Annotated in this window: 21 protein-coding genes; 11 read left to right on the top strand and 10 right to left on the bottom strand. The window is 34.2% G+C overall.

What is annotated here, in order from left to right; translation table 11 throughout:
- Positions 1-82: 82 nt before the first annotated feature.
- Positions 83-766 (bottom strand): hypothetical protein, encoded by a 684-nt coding sequence (locus tag ACIQ0M_RS11485; RefSeq protein WP_396152365.1) that lies wholly within the window; start codon positions 764-766, stop codon positions 83-85.
- Positions 767-1,062: 296 nt separating this feature from the next.
- Between ACIQ0M_RS11485 and aspS the strand changes: the two genes are divergently transcribed.
- The 9 genes from aspS to ACIQ0M_RS11440 all read left to right on the top strand — a co-directional run bounded on the left by aspS (position 1,063) and on the right by ACIQ0M_RS11440 (position 9,153).
- Entirely contained in the window at positions 1,063-2,814 is a 1,752-nt protein-coding gene (gene aspS, locus ACIQ0M_RS11480; RefSeq protein ID WP_396152363.1) for an aspartate--tRNA ligase, read from the top strand.
- Between the two features lie 179 nt (positions 2,815-2,993).
- On the top strand, positions 2,994-3,227 hold the full coding sequence (locus ACIQ0M_RS11475; RefSeq protein WP_396152361.1) for a hypothetical protein: 234 nt from the start codon (positions 2,994-2,996) through the stop codon (positions 3,225-3,227).
- Between the two features lie 85 nt (positions 3,228-3,312).
- Positions 3,313-3,510, top strand: coding sequence for a cold-shock protein (locus tag ACIQ0M_RS11470; RefSeq protein WP_129462785.1), 198 nt, complete (start codon positions 3,313-3,315; stop codon positions 3,508-3,510).
- A gap of 295 nt (positions 3,511-3,805) precedes the next feature.
- A complete protein-coding gene (locus ACIQ0M_RS11465; RefSeq protein ID WP_396152359.1) occupies positions 3,806-4,696 on the top strand; it encodes a sce7726 family protein in 891 nt (296 codons plus the stop codon).
- A gap of 3 nt (positions 4,697-4,699) precedes the next feature.
- Positions 4,700-5,629, top strand: coding sequence for a sce7725 family protein (locus ACIQ0M_RS11460; RefSeq protein WP_396152357.1), 930 nt, complete (start codon positions 4,700-4,702; stop codon positions 5,627-5,629).
- Positions 5,630-5,633: 4 nt separating this feature from the next.
- Positions 5,634-6,656: an RES family NAD+ phosphorylase gene (locus ACIQ0M_RS11455; RefSeq protein ID WP_396152355.1), complete on the top strand. Its 1,023-nt coding sequence runs from the start codon at positions 5,634-5,636 to the stop codon at positions 6,654-6,656.
- A 123-nt stretch (positions 6,657-6,779) separates the two neighbouring features.
- On the top strand, positions 6,780-7,283 hold the full coding sequence (locus ACIQ0M_RS11450; protein ID WP_396152353.1) for a GNAT family N-acetyltransferase: 504 nt from the start codon (positions 6,780-6,782) through the stop codon (positions 7,281-7,283).
- 118 nt (positions 7,284-7,401) lie between these two features.
- Positions 7,402-8,667 carry a Y-family DNA polymerase gene (locus tag ACIQ0M_RS11445; protein WP_396152351.1) on the top strand — a complete coding sequence of 422 codons (1,266 nt, stop codon included), beginning with the start codon at positions 7,402-7,404 and terminating at the stop codon, positions 8,665-8,667.
- 54 nt (positions 8,668-8,721) lie between these two features.
- Positions 8,722-9,153: a LexA family protein gene (locus ACIQ0M_RS11440; RefSeq protein ID WP_396152349.1), complete on the top strand. Its 432-nt coding sequence runs from the start codon at positions 8,722-8,724 to the stop codon at positions 9,151-9,153.
- A 17-nt stretch (positions 9,154-9,170) separates the two neighbouring features.
- On the opposite strand, the gene ACIQ0M_RS11435 is transcribed toward ACIQ0M_RS11440, so the two are convergent.
- Positions 9,171-10,052 (bottom strand): DUF808 domain-containing protein, encoded by an 882-nt coding sequence (locus ACIQ0M_RS11435; protein ID WP_396152348.1) that lies wholly within the window; start codon positions 10,050-10,052, stop codon positions 9,171-9,173.
- Between the two features lie 183 nt (positions 10,053-10,235).
- A complete protein-coding gene (locus ACIQ0M_RS11430) occupies positions 10,236-12,176 on the bottom strand; it encodes an IPT/TIG domain-containing protein (protein WP_396152345.1) in 1,941 nt (646 codons plus the stop codon).
- A 355-nt stretch (positions 12,177-12,531) separates the two neighbouring features.
- Between ACIQ0M_RS11430 and ACIQ0M_RS11425 the strand changes: the two genes are divergently transcribed.
- Together ACIQ0M_RS11425 and ACIQ0M_RS11420 are read left to right on the top strand one after the other, a co-directional pair.
- Positions 12,532-14,493 carry a tetratricopeptide repeat protein gene (locus ACIQ0M_RS11425; RefSeq protein ID WP_396152341.1) on the top strand — a complete coding sequence of 654 codons (1,962 nt, stop codon included), beginning with the start codon at positions 12,532-12,534 and terminating at the stop codon, positions 14,491-14,493.
- A gap of 43 nt (positions 14,494-14,536) precedes the next feature.
- Positions 14,537-15,175, top strand: coding sequence for a response regulator (locus ACIQ0M_RS11420; protein WP_396152339.1), 639 nt, complete (start codon positions 14,537-14,539; stop codon positions 15,173-15,175).
- 117 nt (positions 15,176-15,292) lie between these two features.
- Here ACIQ0M_RS11420 and ACIQ0M_RS11415 read toward each other — a convergent pair whose 3' ends face one another.
- The 7 genes from ACIQ0M_RS11415 to ACIQ0M_RS11385 all read right to left on the bottom strand — a co-directional run bounded on the left by ACIQ0M_RS11415 (position 15,293) and on the right by ACIQ0M_RS11385 (position 19,402).
- On the bottom strand, positions 15,293-16,864 hold the full coding sequence (locus ACIQ0M_RS11415) for a T9SS type A sorting domain-containing protein (RefSeq protein ID WP_396152337.1): 1,572 nt from the start codon (positions 16,862-16,864) through the stop codon (positions 15,293-15,295).
- A gap of 95 nt (positions 16,865-16,959) precedes the next feature.
- Entirely contained in the window at positions 16,960-17,448 is a 489-nt protein-coding gene (locus ACIQ0M_RS11410; protein WP_396152335.1) for a hypothetical protein, read from the bottom strand.
- A gap of 10 nt (positions 17,449-17,458) precedes the next feature.
- The gene (locus ACIQ0M_RS11405; protein ID WP_396152333.1) at positions 17,459-17,848 is read right to left on the bottom strand and encodes a hypothetical protein; all 390 of its coding nucleotides are present in this window, start codon (positions 17,846-17,848) and stop codon (positions 17,459-17,461) included.
- Positions 17,849-17,854: 6 nt separating this feature from the next.
- Positions 17,855-18,472: a hypothetical protein gene (locus tag ACIQ0M_RS11400; protein ID WP_396152331.1), complete on the bottom strand. Its 618-nt coding sequence runs from the start codon at positions 18,470-18,472 to the stop codon at positions 17,855-17,857.
- A gap of 3 nt (positions 18,473-18,475) precedes the next feature.
- The gene (locus ACIQ0M_RS11395) at positions 18,476-18,754 is read right to left on the bottom strand and encodes a hypothetical protein (RefSeq protein WP_396152329.1); all 279 of its coding nucleotides are present in this window, start codon (positions 18,752-18,754) and stop codon (positions 18,476-18,478) included.
- A gap of 81 nt (positions 18,755-18,835) precedes the next feature.
- Positions 18,836-19,132, bottom strand: coding sequence for a hypothetical protein (locus ACIQ0M_RS11390; RefSeq protein WP_396152326.1), 297 nt, complete (start codon positions 19,130-19,132; stop codon positions 18,836-18,838).
- A gap of 96 nt (positions 19,133-19,228) precedes the next feature.
- Positions 19,229-19,402, bottom strand: a complete 174-nt coding sequence (locus ACIQ0M_RS11385; RefSeq protein WP_396152324.1) for a hypothetical protein — start codon at positions 19,400-19,402, stop codon at positions 19,229-19,231.
- Positions 19,403-19,572 lie beyond the last annotated feature (170 nt).

Below are 19,572 nucleotides of genomic sequence, written 5' to 3'. Positions count from 1 at the left end.
TTTTAAAAGATAAAGTTACAAATATATAGCAAATTGTAAGCCAAATTTATTTGAATTCTTTTTGCTGAAATTTTGTCAGGTATTAAAAGAACACCACACCAACCATCAATCGGTTTTGTCCGTTTTCTTTCACGGTATTAGATACATTGGCATAATCGGATTTCCATTTTCCGTTAGTGAATGCAAATTCATAGCCCACATTTAACCGAATGCTCAATTTTTCTTTACGTTTTAAATTGAATGCCAATGATGGTCCGGCATAAAAAATATCATTTTTTAAACTGACGTGACCGGAATTATTTTCGGGGTTCAAATCATTTAAGTTTATGTCGTTATTTCTGGAATACAGATTGAAGTCATTGTGCGTATAAGCTACATTTAATCCACCGGATAATAAAATTCTGGATTTATTTACAAAATTATAATGTCCGCGAAGGCGTAAAGTTCCGCTAGCTAATTTATTTTCCGTTGTGCTGTTTTTCTTGGAAGAATAACTCGAAGAAAGATCCATATCAAAAGAGTATTTCTCCCATAACGAATTAAACCCAATCATTAACTCCGGCATAGTTTCCCGAATTTCCGGCATTCCTGAGGCTTTAATTTTTTGGTTCAAAGTAAAATCATTGTAAAAAACACCGCCCACGCCAATGTATAAATCCATCTTGGGCAATACACATTTTTTTTCGTCGGTTGAAACCGTTTCCTGCTCCTGTGCAAAAGTGAACTGAGCAAACAATACTACTGCAATAAAAAAGATTTTTTTCATGTTTTTAAATTTAAACTTTTTATAAAATTAATACGATTTATACTAAAAGCGATCATTTTAAGATTTTATTATAAAGTGTTCACAAAAAAACCACGAATTCCACATTAAAACAAATGAAGAGTTATGTTCAAAAATTGACTCTTGTTAAATATAACAACAATTATGAAAACAATTATCATTAAAACCTTGAACATTTATAAATTATTAGATGTATTAAATACTCTATTTAGTCGAAAAAAAACCTTTATTCTTCAAACAAAATACTACTTTTGCAACTCAAAAAATTTCGAATTAACATGTACAGAAGTCATACTTGCGGGGAATTAAATAGTTCGCACATTAACAAAGAAGTAACCTTAGCCGGATGGGTACAAAAATCACGTGATAAAGGATTTATGAATTGGGTCGATTTACGGGATCGTTACGGCATCACACAATTAATATTTGATGAAAGCCGAACTGAAAAATCCGTTTTTGAAGTGTCAAAATCACTCGGGAGAGAATTCGTTATCCAAGTAAAAGGAACAGTAATTGAACGGGAAGCTAAAAACAAAAACATTCCTACCGGCGATATTGAAATCTTAGTTTCTGAATTAACGATATTGAATGCTGCTCAACTTCCACCTTTTACCATCGAAGACGAAACCGATGGTGGCGAAGATATCCGCATGAAATACCGTTATTTGGATATCCGAAGAAATCCGGTGAAAAATTCACTGATTTTCCGTCATAAGGTTTCGATGGAAGTTCGCAATTATTTGTCTAAACAAGGTTTTTGCGAAATCGAAACACCTTATTTAATTAAATCAACTCCCGAAGGAGCTCGTGATTTCGTAGTACCAAGTCGCATGAACGAAGGACAATTTTATGCGTTACCACAATCGCCACAAACCTTCAAACAATTGTTGATGGTGGGCGGAATGGATAAATATTTCCAAATCGTAAAATGTTTTAGAGACGAAGATTTGCGTGCCGACCGTCAACCGGAATTCACTCAAATTGATTGCGAAATGGCCTTCGTGGAACAAGAAGATATTCTGAATGTATTTGAAGGATTAACGCGTCATTTACTAAAAGAAATTAAAGGTGTTGAAGTAGATAAATTCCCAAGAATTACCTACGATTACGCTATGAAAACCTACGGAAACGACAAACCGGATATTCGTTTTGAGATGAAATTTGGTGAGTTAAACGCCGTGGCTCAACACAAAGATTTTACGGTATTTAATACTGCCGAATTGGTAGTAGGAATTGCCGTTCCCGGCTGTGCATCCTATTCCAGAAAAGAAATTGATGCGTTGATTGATTGGATCAAACGTCCGCAAATCGGAGCAACCGGAATGGTTTATGTAAAATATGAATTGGACGGAAGTTTAAAATCATCCGTAGATAAATTTTATGACGAAGCCGATTTAAAAAAATGGGCCGAAATCACCAACGCTAAACCAGGTGATTTAATTCTAATTCTTTCCGGAAAAGCTGATAAAACCCGAACACAATTATCAGCTCTTCGTATGGAAGTAGCCACTCGTTTAGGCTTGCGAAAACCGGACGAATTTGCTCCACTTTGGGTAGTCGATTTTCCGTTGTTGGAATGGGACGAAGAGTCGCAACGTTACCACGCCATGCATCATCCGTTCACTTCGCCAAAACCGGAAGATATGCAACTCATTGAAACCGAACCCGGAAAAGTACGTGCCAATGCCTACGATATGGTATTAAACGGAAACGAAATCGGTGGTGGTTCCATTCGTATTCATGACCGTGATTTACAAAGCAGAATGTTCTCGTTGTTAGGATTTTCTCCTGAACAAGCCGAAAATCAATTCGGATTTTTAATGAATGCCTTCCTATTCGGAGCACCGCCACATGGAGGTTTAGCTTTCGGATTAGATCGTTTAGTGGCGATTTTAGGCGGACAAGAAACGATTCGTGATTTCATTGCGTTCCCAAAAAACAACAGCGGCCGCGATGTCATGATTGATGCTCCTTCTGCTATTGACGAAGCACAATTAAACGAATTACACATCAAATTAGACTTAAAATAATTAGTATTGTCGAAAGTCCATCGGATTTGGCTTTGCAGAACACAACAATCTCAAAAAGGAAAAAAATAACTGCAAATTCGCTAATTAAAAATTTTAAAGCGAAAATAATTTGCGAATTTGCGGTTAAACTTTTTTTGAAACCTGAAATAAAAACACATAATTTTATAACCAATAAAACCATGAAATACGTCATTCGCATCTTGCTTTTTATCGTTTTGGCATTTATCGCCTATGGTTATTATGTTAAAAACACCGTTGGTGAAGAAGGAAATAAATGGGTTGGTATTGGTGTATTAATCAGTGCATTAGTGCTCATGCCCGTTTTTTTATGGCATCGCTATAAAAACAAGAAATTAGAAGACTATATGTTTAAATTCGATAAAAAAAACACTGAAAATACTGAAAATCAATAATTTTCACAAAAAAGTAACATTGTTTTAACATTCGTATTTAATTATAGTTTACCTTTGGACATTATTAATTTTTTTTATTATCACAATGCGTACAGGTACAGTTAAATTTTTCAATGAGTCTAAAGGTTATGGATTCATCACCGATGAAGAAACCGGAAAAGACATCTTCGTTCATGCAACCGGAATCAAAGCTGAAGAGCTAAGAGAAGGTGACCGTGTTTCTTACGAAGAAGAAGAAGGTAGAAAAGGTAAAGTAGCAGCTCAAGTAGCTGTGATCGAATAATATACAATTATTTAGATTACCGAATGAAATGACAAACGTCTCGAGCAATCGGGACGTTTTTTTATTTGCAAGAACACGGATTTTAAAAATTGAAATAATTATAAAAATCTTTTTTTGGGCGTGCCCCAAGGGTCGTGCTTTCGCCACTCGCTTTTTTGTTCCATCCCGTTGGTCTTCCACAAAAAGAGCTCAAACAATGGCTCAATCACTCACGCAGTCTGTGCTTCAATAGAAAATTGTGCTAACTTTGTAACTTATTTGCTGGCTATTGGTAATTCTAACAAGCAAAACTATATTGAAAACGGCAAATATTTTTGTTAACTTTACACAAAAAAAGATGATATTCACTTCAAACCAATTACGGGATTTTTCAACACTTTTTTCAAGAAGTGAAGTAAATCGTTGGCTAAAAGGTGATTTTGATTCCATTGATATCAAACTTGAAAGGTATAATCTTATTGAACAAAATAAAGGAAACTCATACCTGAAATTCCTTCGAAATACATACCATATTCTTGAGAAAAAATATCCTAATGAATATGTTTTAAAAAATGAGTTTTTAAACAAATGGCTAAAAAAGGAATTAGGCACAAATAATTCAGTCATATTTAATGAATTCAGAATTGGTAAAGCTATTGCTGACTTAGCTATGTTCAATGGCGTTTCTAAGGTATTTGAGATTAAAACTATTTTAGATAAAGAATATAGATTATCAAATCAAATAAATGAATATAAGAAAATTTTCAACGAAGTTTACATCATTGTTCCTAAAGTGTTATTGTCAAAATATTCAAGTTATGATAATTCCGTTGGTATAATTTCTTTTGATTCTTGTTCGAAAGAATTTGAACTTATTCAGAAAGCTAAAAGAATAAACAATATCGATTCAAACACCTTAATGGAAGTTCTTCATACAAAAGAATACTTGGAAATTTCTAAAGCATATTTTGGACAACTCCCAGAAATGAATGCTTTTAACCAATTTGATATCTGTAAAGAGCTCATATCAAAAATTCCGCAAAATGATTTGAATAATTTATTTCTTTCTACAATAAAAAAAAGAAATATAAATAATCAGTTTTTTAACAAAGTAAACAATGAATTCAATCAGATATGTCTTTCACTGAATTTAAAAAAACAGGAAAGAGATAACCTAATTAATAGTTTAAAAACAAATACTATTTAGATTATGTATTTTCCCTACCTAAGAGCAAGACAATTTGAATTAATTAGTTTGAGAGAACTAGTAATTGAGAATAAATTACAAAATATAACACCAGTTTTAGAACCAGTAAAAGAAAGCTTTAATAATCTTAATTTAGCACATAAAGTTTTTCAAGAAAAAGACTTCTACGCTTATTTAATTGTAAATCCATTTAAGGGAGAAATGGCTGGAGATACGGAATTCTTTCTTGCGTATATCTCTGATTTAGATAATCAAAAATTTTTACCAGCATTCCATTATTCAGACAATGCAGATTACATCACATCAAATATTGAAAAATACAACCTAAAAGATTGCTTAATAATTTGTCTTGATAATTTTTCAGACGAAGAAAGTTTAAAGACACTATGTTCAAATGAAAATGTTAGTAAAGTTATGCTTTTAGAACCACACAAGTATAGAAGCTTAGACAGAAACATAAAAAGTCTAGGTAAGTTTTACATAAGATTAGATGATGTTTTCGAAAAACAACAAAAAAATGCCGACTTTCTAAATATTCAAGCTCATAAATTTACAGAAGAACATTTGTATTATACTCAAGATGGATATCAAGCTTTTGCCGACTTTACTGCATTACCAAGTGAATTTGTAGATGGAGGCAGCACACCAAGAGCTGTTGTTATACACCTTACTTATTTAAACAAAGAATTAGAAAATCAAATTTGGATAAGGCACTTTACATCTAAAGATGTCGACTCTATTGCTAACGTACAAGGTAAATTTGCACAAGCAGCCGAAAAAGCGTTAGATTTTTGTAACAGTTTACCTTTATTAAATTCTGCTACAAATGAGCTAAAAATATACTTGGATGAAGGCAGGTATCCTGGTTTAGGAACTGTTAAAAAGATTTCTATCAAAAATCATTTACTAATAATAAGTGACTTTCTAAATTAGCATTATGGAGTTGGTGTGTAAAAATTGCTTTTCTGATAAAGAGATAATTGGCCTAATTGTTTCTCAAGGGAAAATAGGAAATTGTGATTGTTGTAAAAGTGAAACTGTTGAAACTATTGAATTAATAGAACTTCTAGACTTCTTCAAAGAATTGTTTGACAACTTCCAAGTAAAAGCAGACGGAAAAAGCTTAATTTCTCTAATTCAAGGGAATTGGAATTTATTTAGCAACTTAGGTTGTGGTCATAAAATTCTAAATGAGGCTCTTAATAAAACAGAATCAATTATCAATAATTCAGAAGAGTTAGTCGATTTCAGTAGTGAAATTATTGAAAATATTAACTATTGGTCTTTCTTAAAAGAGCAATTAAAATGGGAAAGAAGGTACTTCACTAACATTGAAACTTTGACAGACGATTTGGGTTGGGATAGTTTTTTCGAAAGTAAAACCATTATAAAAAATGATGAAACTTTCTACAGAGCAAGATTACATCAAAACTCACAAGAAGATATTTATCCAATTGATAAAATGTCTTCGCCACCAGCAAAATATGCTTCGGCTGGACGTGCAAATCCAATCGGTATACCTTATTTATATTTAAGTGATAATGAAGAGACTATTTTATATGAAGTTAGAGCATCATATTTAGATGAAATATCAGTCGCTCTTTTTACAAAAAATGAAGCATATCAAAATGAAATTATAATTTCTGATTTCACAGAAATCCCTACTTTATATCATCCTAATGGAGTTAACAAGAAAATTAAATCTACATTATTAAAACAGTTAATAAGTAGAGATTTATCTAAACCGATGAGAAGGTATGATTCTGAATTAGATTATATCCCAACTCAGTTTATTTGTGAATTCATAAAAACTTTCACAAACGTTCAAGGAATTAAATTCAGAAGTTCACTTCACAATACTGGTTCTAATTTAGTGATTTTCAACCAAGAAACGATGAAATGTAGAGGCATTAAGAAAGTACAGATTTCTAAAGTACATATAAAAGCTATAGACATATAAAAGCACCTCCGGCAATGGTTTGCTAAAAGTAGGGCAGTTGAGTTTTTTTATTTCTTTGTAAATTTGTGCTTCTAAATCCACCTCTTCGGAGAGCCTCGAAATGTAAACAGAACAAAACCTGCCATGAACTACCACTTCCGAAAAGCCACCACCACCGATGCTCCACAAATCTGGACCATCCTACAAAACGCCATCCTCCGACGAAAAGCCGACGGAAGCAACCAATGGCAAGACGGTTATCCCAACCCGGAAATTATTCAACAAGATATTGAAAAAGGAATTGGTTATGTGCTAACCGATGGCGAAATTATTGTGGGTTATGCTGCCGTTTTAATCAATGACGAACCGGAATATGAAAACTTGCAAGGCGAATGGTTAACCAATAACGATTTTGTTGTTTTCCATCGTGTGGCGATTGCTCAAGACTACATCGGTCAAAACTTGTCAAAAAAAATGATTGATTTTATCGCAGAATTTGCTAGAAACAACAACATCTACAGCTTGAAAGCAGACACCAATCACGACAATTTTGCCATGATGAACATCTTTGAAAAATCAGGTTTTGTGTTTTGTGGCCTTGTGCATTTTAGAGGAAGTCCGAGACGAGCGTATGAAAAAGTGCTGTAAGTTGTCTGTTATCGGTTAAAAGCTGACCGTCTATTTTCTATTCTCTATATTCTATTTTCTTTTCAACATTAACATTCGTTCGCTTCCAAAAAAAACAATAATCCACTAACTTTACAAGATGTATGCTTTAGTCGATTGTAACAATTTTTATGCTTCGTGCGAACGTGTTTTCCAACCTCAACTGAATGGAAAACCCATTGTTATTCTCTCTAACAACGACGGTTGCATTATCTCTCGCAGCGACGAAGCCAAAGCATTAGGCATCCCGATGGGAGCACCGGAATTTAAAGTACGCGACGAACTCAAACAAAAAAACATCACCGTTTTTTCTTCCAATTATGCGTTATATGGCGATTTGAGTAGTCGGGTGATGGCTATCTTAGGACAATTCACTCCCAATATTGAAGTTTATAGTATCGACGAGGCTTTTCTAAACTTTGACGGTATGATTATTCCGGATTATCAGCAATACGGTTTGGAAATGAAAAAGCGAACATTGAAATGGTTAAGCATCCCCGTTTCTGTTGGCTTTGCTCCTACTAAAGCTTTAGCAAAAGTGGCCAACAAAATTGCTCGGAAATTTCCAACACAAACCTTGGGAAGTTATGTCATCGACACCGAAGAAAAACGCATCAAAGGATTAAAATGGACCAAAATTGAAGACGTTTGGGGCATCGGTTTTCGGTTAACTAAAAAAATGAAGACACAAAATATTCATACCGCCTATGATTTTACTTTACCACACAACGAGGTTTTTATAAAAAAAGAAATGGGTGTAGTAGGTAACCGCTTGCGATTGGAGTTATTGGGTCAATCTGTTTTAGAACTCGAGGAACCCAAAGACCGAAAGAACATCGCCATCACAAGAAGTTTCGATGGCAACATCACTACGTTTGATGAAATGAAAGAACGGGTTTCTACCTTTGCCACCGTTTGTGCGGAGAAGCTTCGTAAACAAAATTCCTGTTGTTATGGTGTCATTTTATATTTACGAAAAGACAAATACAAAGTTGATAAACCGAAGTATAATTTTTATAAGATGGAAACGTTGCCTTTTGCGAGTAATTCCAGTATAACCATAAGTGCATTGGCGGTTAAAATGCTGAAAGAAATCTTTGAAGAGGGCGAAATTTATAAAAAAGCGGGTGTAATTGTCACGCAAATTATTCTGCAAGACCAGAAGCAATTTCACTTGTTTGAAGAAGAAAATCCGAAGCACCAAAAGATCATGGAAGTGATGGATGCTTTTCACAAAAAAACCGGCGAACGAAAAATTCGGTTAGGTAATCAGGATTTGCAACGCACTTGGAAAATGAAACAGAATTTGCTTTCACCAAAATATACGACGGATATTCGCGATATTTTTAAAGTAAATTGTCATTAAACCATTATTTTGCGAACTTTGTGCCTTCTTAGTGCTCATTGTGGTTAAAAAAATATGACAAAAACGAAACTTACCTTTTTTACACCGGATTTAGATAATCCAATTGAACTTCCGTTTATTACGGCGGGAATTAAGGCCGGTTTTCCTTCGCCAGCGGCGGATTTTGATGAAACTAAAATTAGTTTGGATGCCGTTTTAGTCAAAAATAGAGAGACTACATTTTATGCCAAAGCTTCCGGCACATCGATGATTGGGGCCGGCATTGACGATGGCGACATTATGGTAATTGACCGTAGTTTAGAACCTAAAAACAATAAAGTAGCCGTTTGTTTATTAGATGGTGAATTTACGGTGAAACGCATTAAAATAACTAAAGAAGAGGTGTTCTTAATGCCCGAAAACAAACTGTTTGACCCCATCAAAATCACGGAAGAAAACCAATTGATTATTTGGGGAATCGTGACGTATGTGGTGAAAAAAATGTAGTGAAGGCTTTGTAAAAATTACTCCGTAACCGTTTTTTTCTTTACAATTTTCTTAAAAATATTCACTACAAAAACACAAAATAAACCCACGATTAATCCCAATAAAAATTCAAGCAACATGCTTGGCATGAAATCTACAGCGTGATGTAAAGCAGGCAATTGATGCGAAAATATTCCTCCGGAAACTAACAGTAAGGCTAGTGTTCCTACGACTGCTAAAACTTGAATAACGCGTGGTAATGCTTTTACTAAAAGCGTTCCTACCGATTGAAGTATTTTATTTCGTCCGTCACTCCACTGAATCAGTTTATACCCAGCTTCATCCATTCGAACAATTAAGGCTACAATGCCGTAAACGCCAACGGTTGCAATAAACGCAACGACACTTACGACCATGACTTGCATCCAAAAATCCTGACCAACAACAGTTCCCATGGCGATGATAATGATTTCAACAGAGAGAATAAAATCGGTTACGATGGCTGATTTAATTTTACCTTTTTCCAGGGCTAAAATTTCTGCTTCTGATAATTCTTTGAACGCTTCTACTTTTTTTGTGGGAGCATGTGGAAAAAAATATTCATAAATTTTTTCTGCACCTTCATACGCCAAATACAATCCTCCTAAAATTAAAATTATCGTAATTAGCCAAGGCAAAAAATAGGATAGTAAAAAGGCAATGGGTAAAATAATGACTTTATTGAGTGCAGATCCTTTGGTAATTGCCCACAAAACGGGTAATTCTCGCGAGGATACGAATCCGGAAGCTTTTTCGGCATTCACCGCTAAATCATCCCCTAAAATTCCGGCTGTTTTTTTGGTAGCCATTTTACTCATGGTTGCTACATCATCCATCAATAACGCAATATCATCTAAAAGTGCAAAAAATCCTGAAGCCATTTTTTATAAATTTGAGTGTAAAAGTACAATAGTTTGGCAAATTGTCAATGTGGCAATGTGTCAATTTGCCAATTTGAGGATACCGGCTAAAAAAAGATCCCCTTCCGCAAACCACTCGCCAGAAGGGGATCAACCACTAAAACTAATTTCCAATTTTATTTTAATGCTTATTTTTTATATTTTTTAATTTTTGATTATTCTTTTGTGAATTTTATTTCCTTCTGTGTAAAGGTTAATAATGTACATTCCTTTTGATACGCTACTGATGTCGATTTGCGTAGTGTTTTGATATTTTTCATAAACAATTTTCCCTAACACGTCTACTACTTCAATTTTATCAATGATTTTGTTTTCTGAGTTAAGGATTGATACAATTCCGGTTGTTGGATTGGGAGCAATTTTTACTGTATTTTCATCAAAATCATTTGTACTCAGATTAGAAATAGTAAAATCATCCGTTGTGGAAACGATGTTACAGCCTGATTCGATGCTAATTTCTCCGGTCGTTGCATCGGTTGGAACAATTACTGTAAGCATAGTGCTTGTTGCTTCAACAACGGTTGCTTGAACACCATTGAAAGTCACGCTATTATTAGTAACAAGTGTGCTAAAATCCGTTCCCGAAATAATGACTGTATCTCCTACTTCTCCGCTTGTTGGTGAAAAAGAAGAAATATACGGTTGGTTTTGAACCAATGAAGAAGCTACAAAACCGGGAAGACCAAGATTTGACGTTTTTCCTGATAAACTAACACCGTCTGCAACATAATTACAATCGGATCCAACAACATTTGGATTATTGATAACCCCTAAAAAACCTGCGTTTTCACGAGCAACGTAAATTTTATTGTCAGGCCCCAACTGAATGCCTCCAAGAGCTTGTGCATTTGTTGCAAGAGGCACAACTGAAGCGGCAATTAATGCTGGTGTTGCCAATGTTATATCATATTGATAAACCCTATTTTGGCCACGGTGATCGGCTACATACACTAGATTATTGTTAGGACTAAATTCAATACCATAGCTACCAAATCCGCCTACGTTGATATTCATTATTCTTTGATTACTCACTATTCCGGTAGCTGCATTAAAATCGTAAAGATGGAATGTGTCATTAAAATTTGCCATTGCAATTTTGGTTCCATCAGGAGAAATTTTCATATAACCATAATATCCCGAAGCTGTGGCAAATTGTGAAACCACTGGAGAAGTTGTAATTCCGTCCGGTGTAATTTTATACACATTAAAACGCATTTGACTGGCTCCGTACGTTATCAACCAAATATCCGTTTGATTTGATGCTAATAATCCTGCCACTTTTTCTGATCTTTCTTGCGAAATCAGTATATTTTTTGCATCGGTTTGAACGGCTCCGTTTCCATTATCTAATGTCATATCCACAATGCTGTAATAATAAGGATCTGGGGTTATGACATAATATTTATTTGGGTTTTCGGGAAAAGGCACAATAAAAGCGGCTTGAGTATTACTACTGTGTGACGTTAATCCTGTTCCGTTAACCATTATTTGATGATTTCGATTATAGATGGTTATCCCGTTGGTGTAGAACAAAAGATTTCCGTTGGCATCACTTATTGTTGCAACACCTTCCACCTGGCTCATGGCACTATTTGTAAGTGCTGCCGGCACATTATTTTCAAATTTTATAGCGGCTTGATTTCCAAAATACCAATTGTTTGCGTAGTTTTTAGAAATTCCATTGCAGTTTGATTCTGTTAAAACGGTAAAAACACTTGAACTTATGACCGTTACGTTGTTTACAGTTATATGAATTGCACCTGTAGACGCATTTTCAGGCACTAAGACAGTGAGATTATTTTCTGATGCAGCAGTAACTTCGGCTGTAATTCCGTTAAATTCTACTAGGTTTTCAGATACAACCGTGCTGAAATTATTTCCTGAAATCGTAACCGTTGTTCCAATTAATCCAGAGGTTGGAGAAAAGGAGGTGACAGACGGATTATTGATAGTACTAAAACTCAATTCAATGAAATTGCTATAATTATTTGCATTCCAATTGAAGGTTTTCAAATTTATTTCTGTGCTTTCGGCTCTCCCGCAGAATGCACCTAAAATCATTAGTAAAACTGTAATTTTTTTCATTTTTTTTAGTTTAAGTTTTTATTCTCTTCTGTTTTTTTATGATCGTTTCAAAACGCTGTTTACTAGTTGTTTAATTATCAATTGTTGAACAAATGTCAAACTAAACATTAGACGGTGACGGCATTACTTGTCAATTTGAGTATTTTCCACCCACACTAAAACTAAAACGGCACTCTTTTTCATAACTCAATGTTTATCAAATTTTTAACACTGTAAAATTGGGAATAGCTACGCTTATTTCCTACCCCTGAATCTTTGTATTTTTCGCCTAAAAAAATACCTGAATTCAGGTATTGGAATTTCTATTTAAGGGTTTTATCTTTCTGGATTCGTTTTATCATTTAAACCAAAAGCAATGATTGATTATTTGAAAGCTTTTTTTAGTCTATTTTTTATCATTTTTTTGCCTTCTGGAATAGTGTTTGGGCAAACTTCTGCTCAAAAAGAACTTGCTACAGCCATTGATTCTGCAACCTTTCAAATTGAAAACAGATTGCCGGATAGTCAAGTTTTACCTATGGTTGAAAGCATTCGAAAAAAAGCATCTGATCATAATTTATATTTTGAATATGCAACTTCCTATTTGCTTGAATCGAACCAACATTTTTTAAATAGTAATTGGGAAGATGCAATAAAAGCCGCAGAAAAAGCTTTGGATGCAAGTAAGAAAATAGTAAATCCTAATCAAAAAACAGAAGTAAAAGTAAAAGCACTAAATAGTATTGGTTATGTTTATAGCTATCAGGGTGATTTTGCCGAAGGTCTTTCCGTACGATTAAAAGCGTTGCAAATTGCTGAAAACGGTCATTGCAATAAAAAAGACATGGGCAACTTACTTTCTTGGATAGCAGATGATTACCGACATTTGGATCAGCATGACAAAGCAATTGACTATTTAAAAAAGACAAGCGATTTTTTACCACACATGGCGAACGAGGATGTGATTGATTTTTATTACACTTATTGTCAATCGTTGACCGCTCTTGGCAAAGATGAAGAAGCAAGAGAACAATTAGCTGAACTTGATGCTTTTAATAAAGAAAACACAACCTTTACTGCGTATGACAAAAACGTAGCGTACTTGCAATCTTCTAAACTTCATGGTGAATTTGCCATGAAAGACAAAAATTACAGTGAGGCAATTACTTATTATCAAAAATATCTTCACCATTCCAATTTGCTAAAAAGTGATGGCCATATTGCCATTGCTTTGAACAAAATAGCACGAGCTTATCAATCTTCAGGAAATACTATGCAAGCTCTCGACTATTTTAAACAATCTTATGATGCTTGTTTAAAGGATGGCTCTATTGATTATGCGTTTAAAAATGCAAATTCTATCGCATCCATTTATGCCGAAAATAACGATTTCAAAAATGCTTTTGACTACAGTCAAACTGCATTTGAATTGAAAGACAGTTTAAATTCCACCGAAAGAATTAAAGAACTTCACTTTTTGGAAGCAAAGTTTCAAGCGGGAAAAAAAGAAAAAGAAATTACCGAATTAAAATTGACCAATGCAGAACATGAACTTACTGTAACAAAGCAAAATAGAATTTTACTTTTAATTGGATTTATTACGTCCGGATTGCTTATTATTTTCGGATTTTTATATTATTCAAATCATCAAAAAAGAATCATTGCAGAAAAAGAAAAACAATCGTTAGAACAACAACAACAGGTCATTTCGCTTCAAGCTATGATTAACGGACAAGAAACAGAACGAACCCGAATTGCAAAAGATTTGCATGATAGTTTGGGTGGCACTTTTTCTACCATCAAAATGCATTTAAGCACACTTGAACATCAAGTAAAAGATGAGGAACATGTTGCGTTGCTGGAAAAATGTATCGGTATAGTTGGTAATGCCTCAACGGAAGTTCGCCGAATTGCACACAATATGATGCCGGAAGTTTTAATAAAATTAGGACTTCTCCATTCTATTGAAGAACTAGCCGTAAACATTAGCAGTTCAAAGCAACTAAAAGTCACGTTTCAACATTTTGGTTTAACCGAAAGGCTATCTTCCCCATTTGAAATTATGCTTTATCGAATTGTTCAGGAATTGTTAAATAACATCCTCAAACATTCTGATGCAACCGAAGCAATCATACAGTTTATCAAAGAGGGAAATAGGCTAAATATAACCGTGGAAGACAACGGCAAAGGATTTTCTGAACAAGCCATCTCCAAAGGAATGGGACTTACATCAGTAAAAGAAAGAGTTCACTATTTAAAAGGAAAATTATCAATCGATTCGGAGGTTTCACTGGGAACGACCGTTATGATGGAATTTTTATTAGCTAATACAGAGTGATATTATAAAAAATTAGTACTTTTATGATGAGAATTATCCTATCATGATAACCGTATTTATAATTGATGATCATCCCTTAGTTGCAGACGGTGTTTCGACGATGCTTAAATCGGAGTCGAATGTAAGTGTTATTGGCGTTGCTAAAACAGGTAGTGAAGCAATAGCTTTTCTTAAGCATAGTGTTCCCGATATTATTTTATTGGACATCAATTTACCGGACATTGACGGTTTAGAATTATGTGAAAAAATCAAAGCCTTATCCACTGAATCTAAAATTCTTATTCTAACTTCTATTAATGATTTTGCCATTATTTCGCAAGCTCTTTCTAAGGGTGCAAATGGTTATTTGCTCAAAGATATGGAGCGAAAAGAATTGTTGAATGCTATTGATATGGTTTTGGAAGATAAAGTATTTGTTAGTCACGCAGCCAATGCAAAATTGTTAGAGCATTACAAAACTCCAAACCAAGTTAATCCCACATCGATTGTTCTTACAAGAAGAGAACAAGAAATTCTTACTCTTTTAGATAAAGGAATGAATGGTCCGCAGATAGCAAAACAGTTGTGCCTAAGTTCGTATACGATAGAAACACATCGAAAAAATTTAATGCAAAAACTAAATGCAAACACTACTCAAATGTTGTTAAATATAGCTAGAGAATATAAATTTTTAAAGAAATAAATATTGGAATTCAATAAGGTGATTTTGAAAAAATCCCCTTCCGCAAACCACTAAACGAAAGGGGATAACTACTAACTAAATTTCCAAATTTGAAAGTAGATGAAAAATGATTGTATTTTACTTTTTTATAATTTTATTGTTACTTATCAAGTTGTTTTCAGAATCCACGATTTTAAGCACGTACATTCCATTAGTAAGGTTTGAAATGTCAATCTTTTTTTGATTTGAAAAGTGTGCTATTTTTTTTCCATATACATCATATAGTTCAACTTCAAAATTGTTGGAATCTTCTATTTGAATAGTGATAATTCCATGGGTTGGATTAGGATAAATAGATGTTACTTTTTTATTTACATCAACAGTTGACAAAGATTGATCAGCTATTCTGTAGAATTTTGTTCCTCCTAAAAAACCGTTATCCGTTGCATTAAAATAAATATAACCTTTCATTTCAAAAAAACCGCTTGGTTCAGAGCTTATTGTTCCCGGAGCAATGTCTGCAATTAGTGAATAAGTATCATTTACTGCATTCAATTTCCATAACTCTTGTCCGGTTGAAGGTTGAAAATAATTAAAATAAATGTTGCCGTTACTTTCAAACAAATCATAAACATTTAAATAACTGCCGGTTAAATTAGTTACTTTCGTTGTCCCGGTTTCTGAGCCATCAGACTTCCAGATTTGTGCACTTCCAGAATTTTCAGTGTCACTTTGAACAAAGTAAAGTAAATCGTCTACTGCCGTTAGACTGAACGGTCCTCCATTCGTATTATTACCAGCTGTGATGCTTTTTACCATTATAGTTCCTGCTGTAGTTCCGTTTGTTTTCCATAACTCAATTCCATTGAGAGCATTTCTGGCAGAAAAGAAAATCATTTCGTTCACCGCCGTGAAATAACGAGGCCCTGAAAAACTTGTAAATGGGTTGTCATTAACACCATAGATGTCAAGAATTAATTCTGTTCCGGTTGCCGAACCGTTTGTTTTCCATAATTCTCCACCCGTTTCAATTGAATATCCATCAAAATAGATGGTTCCGTCGATGTTCTTGGGTAAACGCATTTGTGCAATTTCTAACGAACCCGTACCTGTGTTTATATCGATAACAAACTGTGTAACCACTCCGTTTGACCTCCATATTCCCCATGTATTATTACTATTTCGTCTAGCATTGAATAACACTTCACTATCATTCAACTTTGTTATTCCTGAAATAGCGGTAAAAAAAATATCAGGAGTATTGTTTACCAATGATTCACTGTTTGGTGTACCTAACATTTTCCATAAATTTCCTCCCGATTTAAAAAATATGAATTGGCCTACCTCTACAAATTCTGAAGGATTTGTAATTTGATTATTATTGACCATTAAAAATGTACCGTTTGTGGTACCATCCGTTTGCCAAATTTGGTGTTGATTGGCTACAAAATAGACCTTATTCCCAATTACGGTGCCTATTTCGGGATTACTACTTTGCGACCCTACAATAATATCTTTCAGTAATTGAGCATTTCCTGCTGTACCATTTGAAACCCATAATTCGTTGCCAAACTCAGGAGAATTCCGTGCAAAAACAATTTTACTATTCACCATTTTTGAACCGTAAATCGGAAAGTTTTCAACCACTTCTACTTGCCCAAAATTTTGTAGCGTACTTAAAAATACTAAGAAAGATGTAATTTTTTTCATGATAATCCTATTTTAATTTCTCATTAGTGTCACATCTTCCAAAAAGTAAACATCAAAAAAAATCCACTTAAAAAAAGTAAGCGGATTTAACGGATTTAAATTTTTAAATACAACCTTGCAGAGGCAATTTCACCTTTCACGCCAACAGGTTTTGCTTCTAAATAAATTTCATAATTCCCTTTAGGGATTTCAGAAATTCTATCTTCTGAAATGGATTGTAAATTGGAAAGAATCGAGATAAAATCAAATGTTTCCACCGGCATGAACATATCGCCCGGGAAAAACGGAATAGGATTTCGTTTGGTGGTGCCTACCACTTTTCCATCCTTCTTTACAATAGTGGTAAACACAAATTGCACTACCGCTTTTTTGTCGCTGTTTACAGGAATAGAATTTCCTGTAAACGCAAATTGAATTGGGTATTTATTTTCTCTAAAATCGGCATATAAGTTAACGGCTTTATTGCTTTGAACGGTTAACTCCAATTTAGATTGTTCTTTTATTTTTAGTTCGCCTTGCACTAATTGTGCAAAAGAAATTGAGGTAAAACAGCATATAATTGCTGTAAGTATTCGTTTTTTCATTGTTGCTATTTTATGGGTTTTTAACTGTTTCAAAATATTCTTCAAACACCTTCGTAGGTCGTTTATCATGATACACGTAGGTTGCTTTGATATAGCCTAAATAATTATTGGTTTGACGATGGTGTGTATAACTTATTTGAAAAGTTCGTTTTGCCACATTATCAGTACTTGTTACAGTCATTTGATATTTGGTTCTTCCATCGCCATTGAAAGTTTGTTGAGCTGTTTTGTTGAACACATACAATGGCTTCACATCTCCACCAACTTTACTAAAAATAGTCGTTTTTTCATTCCAAACTACTTCAAATTTTGGCATAGTAGAGGCAGGATCGGTATTCCAAAACTTAATTTGAGCTTGCGTTGTTAATCCTAGTAAAAGGAAAAAAATAAGGTATCTCATTTCTACTTAATTCACCGGAACAATACTGTAAACAATTCCAAGGTTATATTTTGCTTTATTAAATCGCATATAGCCGGGTCGAGTAGGAATGTTATTTGTTCTTTTCACCTGTTCCAAAGTAACAGGAGGAACTTTAGCATCTTTTAAAAACACAATTGCTTCTTGTTTGCCTACAATTTCATCATTCACCGGTTTATATACTTTTAATTCATACACAATTTTGAAGTAAGCATTGTCCTCAAGTTCTTTCAATGTTTTATAACCGTATTTTGCCGGTTCAAATTGAAAGCGAACTTTAGTATTCATTAATGATTTGATGTTTCCGTTGCTCACTTTCATTCCACTGTTTCTTGGCACTTCAAAAACTCGTCCGTAGTTCCCAATATATTTGAATCCGGTGGGTTGAATTTGATCTTCGTTTCCTGTCGTTTTATTTTTCACAAACAAACGACACCAACCAATTCCGTGTACACTTTCAGTACCAACATTTATATTTTGATTGACCGTGTGTGCTGCAAACCAATCGAATTTGAAATCGTATTTTACCAATTGTGGTAATGATTGGGCAAAAGAAGTTGAAATAGAAACTACTAAAAGTAGTATTGATAATTTAATTGTTTTCATGTTTTAATTTAGTTTTTCGTTAATAATTTTTTGTGCTAAAGCGATGGCTTTTTTATCGTTATAGGATGCGTCCTCTGACAGGTTAACTAAAAGTGAAAAAGACAAACCTTTGTAGAAAACTTTTAACTCTCGCGTGGGAACTCCGGCAAATTTTTGATTCACAAAAACAGCATAATCGCCCACATTGGACACTTCTTCTACACTAAAATTTTTCATGGCATTTTTGGCTATTGACTTGGCCATGTCGGTTTGTTCTTGGGTGGCTTTACCTTCTGAATTCATTTCTGCGGTTTTTTCGTCGATGCCTTGATTGGAAGCTTCGATTTCGGCTTCGGTAAGATTGTGGTACTTCTTTTTGAAGCCCTATAAAGTGATGTTTTCTACCCAACTCAACGTTACCTCATCATTTACCGGAACATCCATTTTTCTTCCCATTACTTCAATTTGTTGGGTTCGATTTGTTTTATCCCAAGAGTAAGAAATGGAGATTTTGTTATACTTTTTTTCAATTTCAGAATCCGGACTTTTTTTGGCTTCCGAAGCGGGATAACCACTTGTTTCGGCCGCCATTTCAAGGGTTAACAATTCGTCAAGTTTTCCTTTGAAATCTTCTGCGATTAGTACATTCTCCTCTATGACTTGATTAAGTTCTTTTTCCATAGAAGAATTGTTTTCTTTTTTGTCACCCTCGCAGGTGAATGACAGCAGAAAGAGACTTACGAGCCATATCATTAATGTTTTCATGTATCAATTATATTAGGATTTTGTCACTTTAAAGAAAAGTGAGCAGTTACCGGTTCCAAAAATTGTTGCCCCGCTAACATTTGAACTAATGTTGATTAATTCGTTTAGTTTGATTTGGTCTAACCGAAAAATTTCCTTCTTAAATCCAAAATTTAAGTTAGAAGCTCCCGTTCTTTTGGCTTTCATGTGGGAATAAATTTCAAGTTCGTATTTAACATTGCTATTGTTTACTGGAAAAAACGGTCAAATTGACCACCTAATTCCGGAGCAAATTGACCATCGATTCCGATTCAAAATGACCACCTAATTTCGGGTCAAATTGACCACCACTTTCCGGTTGAAATTGACCACCGAAA

Source organism: Flavobacterium sp. (assembly GCF_044339515.1).
GTDB lineage: Bacteria > Bacteroidota > Bacteroidia > Flavobacteriales > Flavobacteriaceae > Flavobacterium.
The sequence above is the reverse complement of the archived record's forward strand: the minus strand, read 5'-3'. Positions and strand labels throughout refer to the sequence as shown.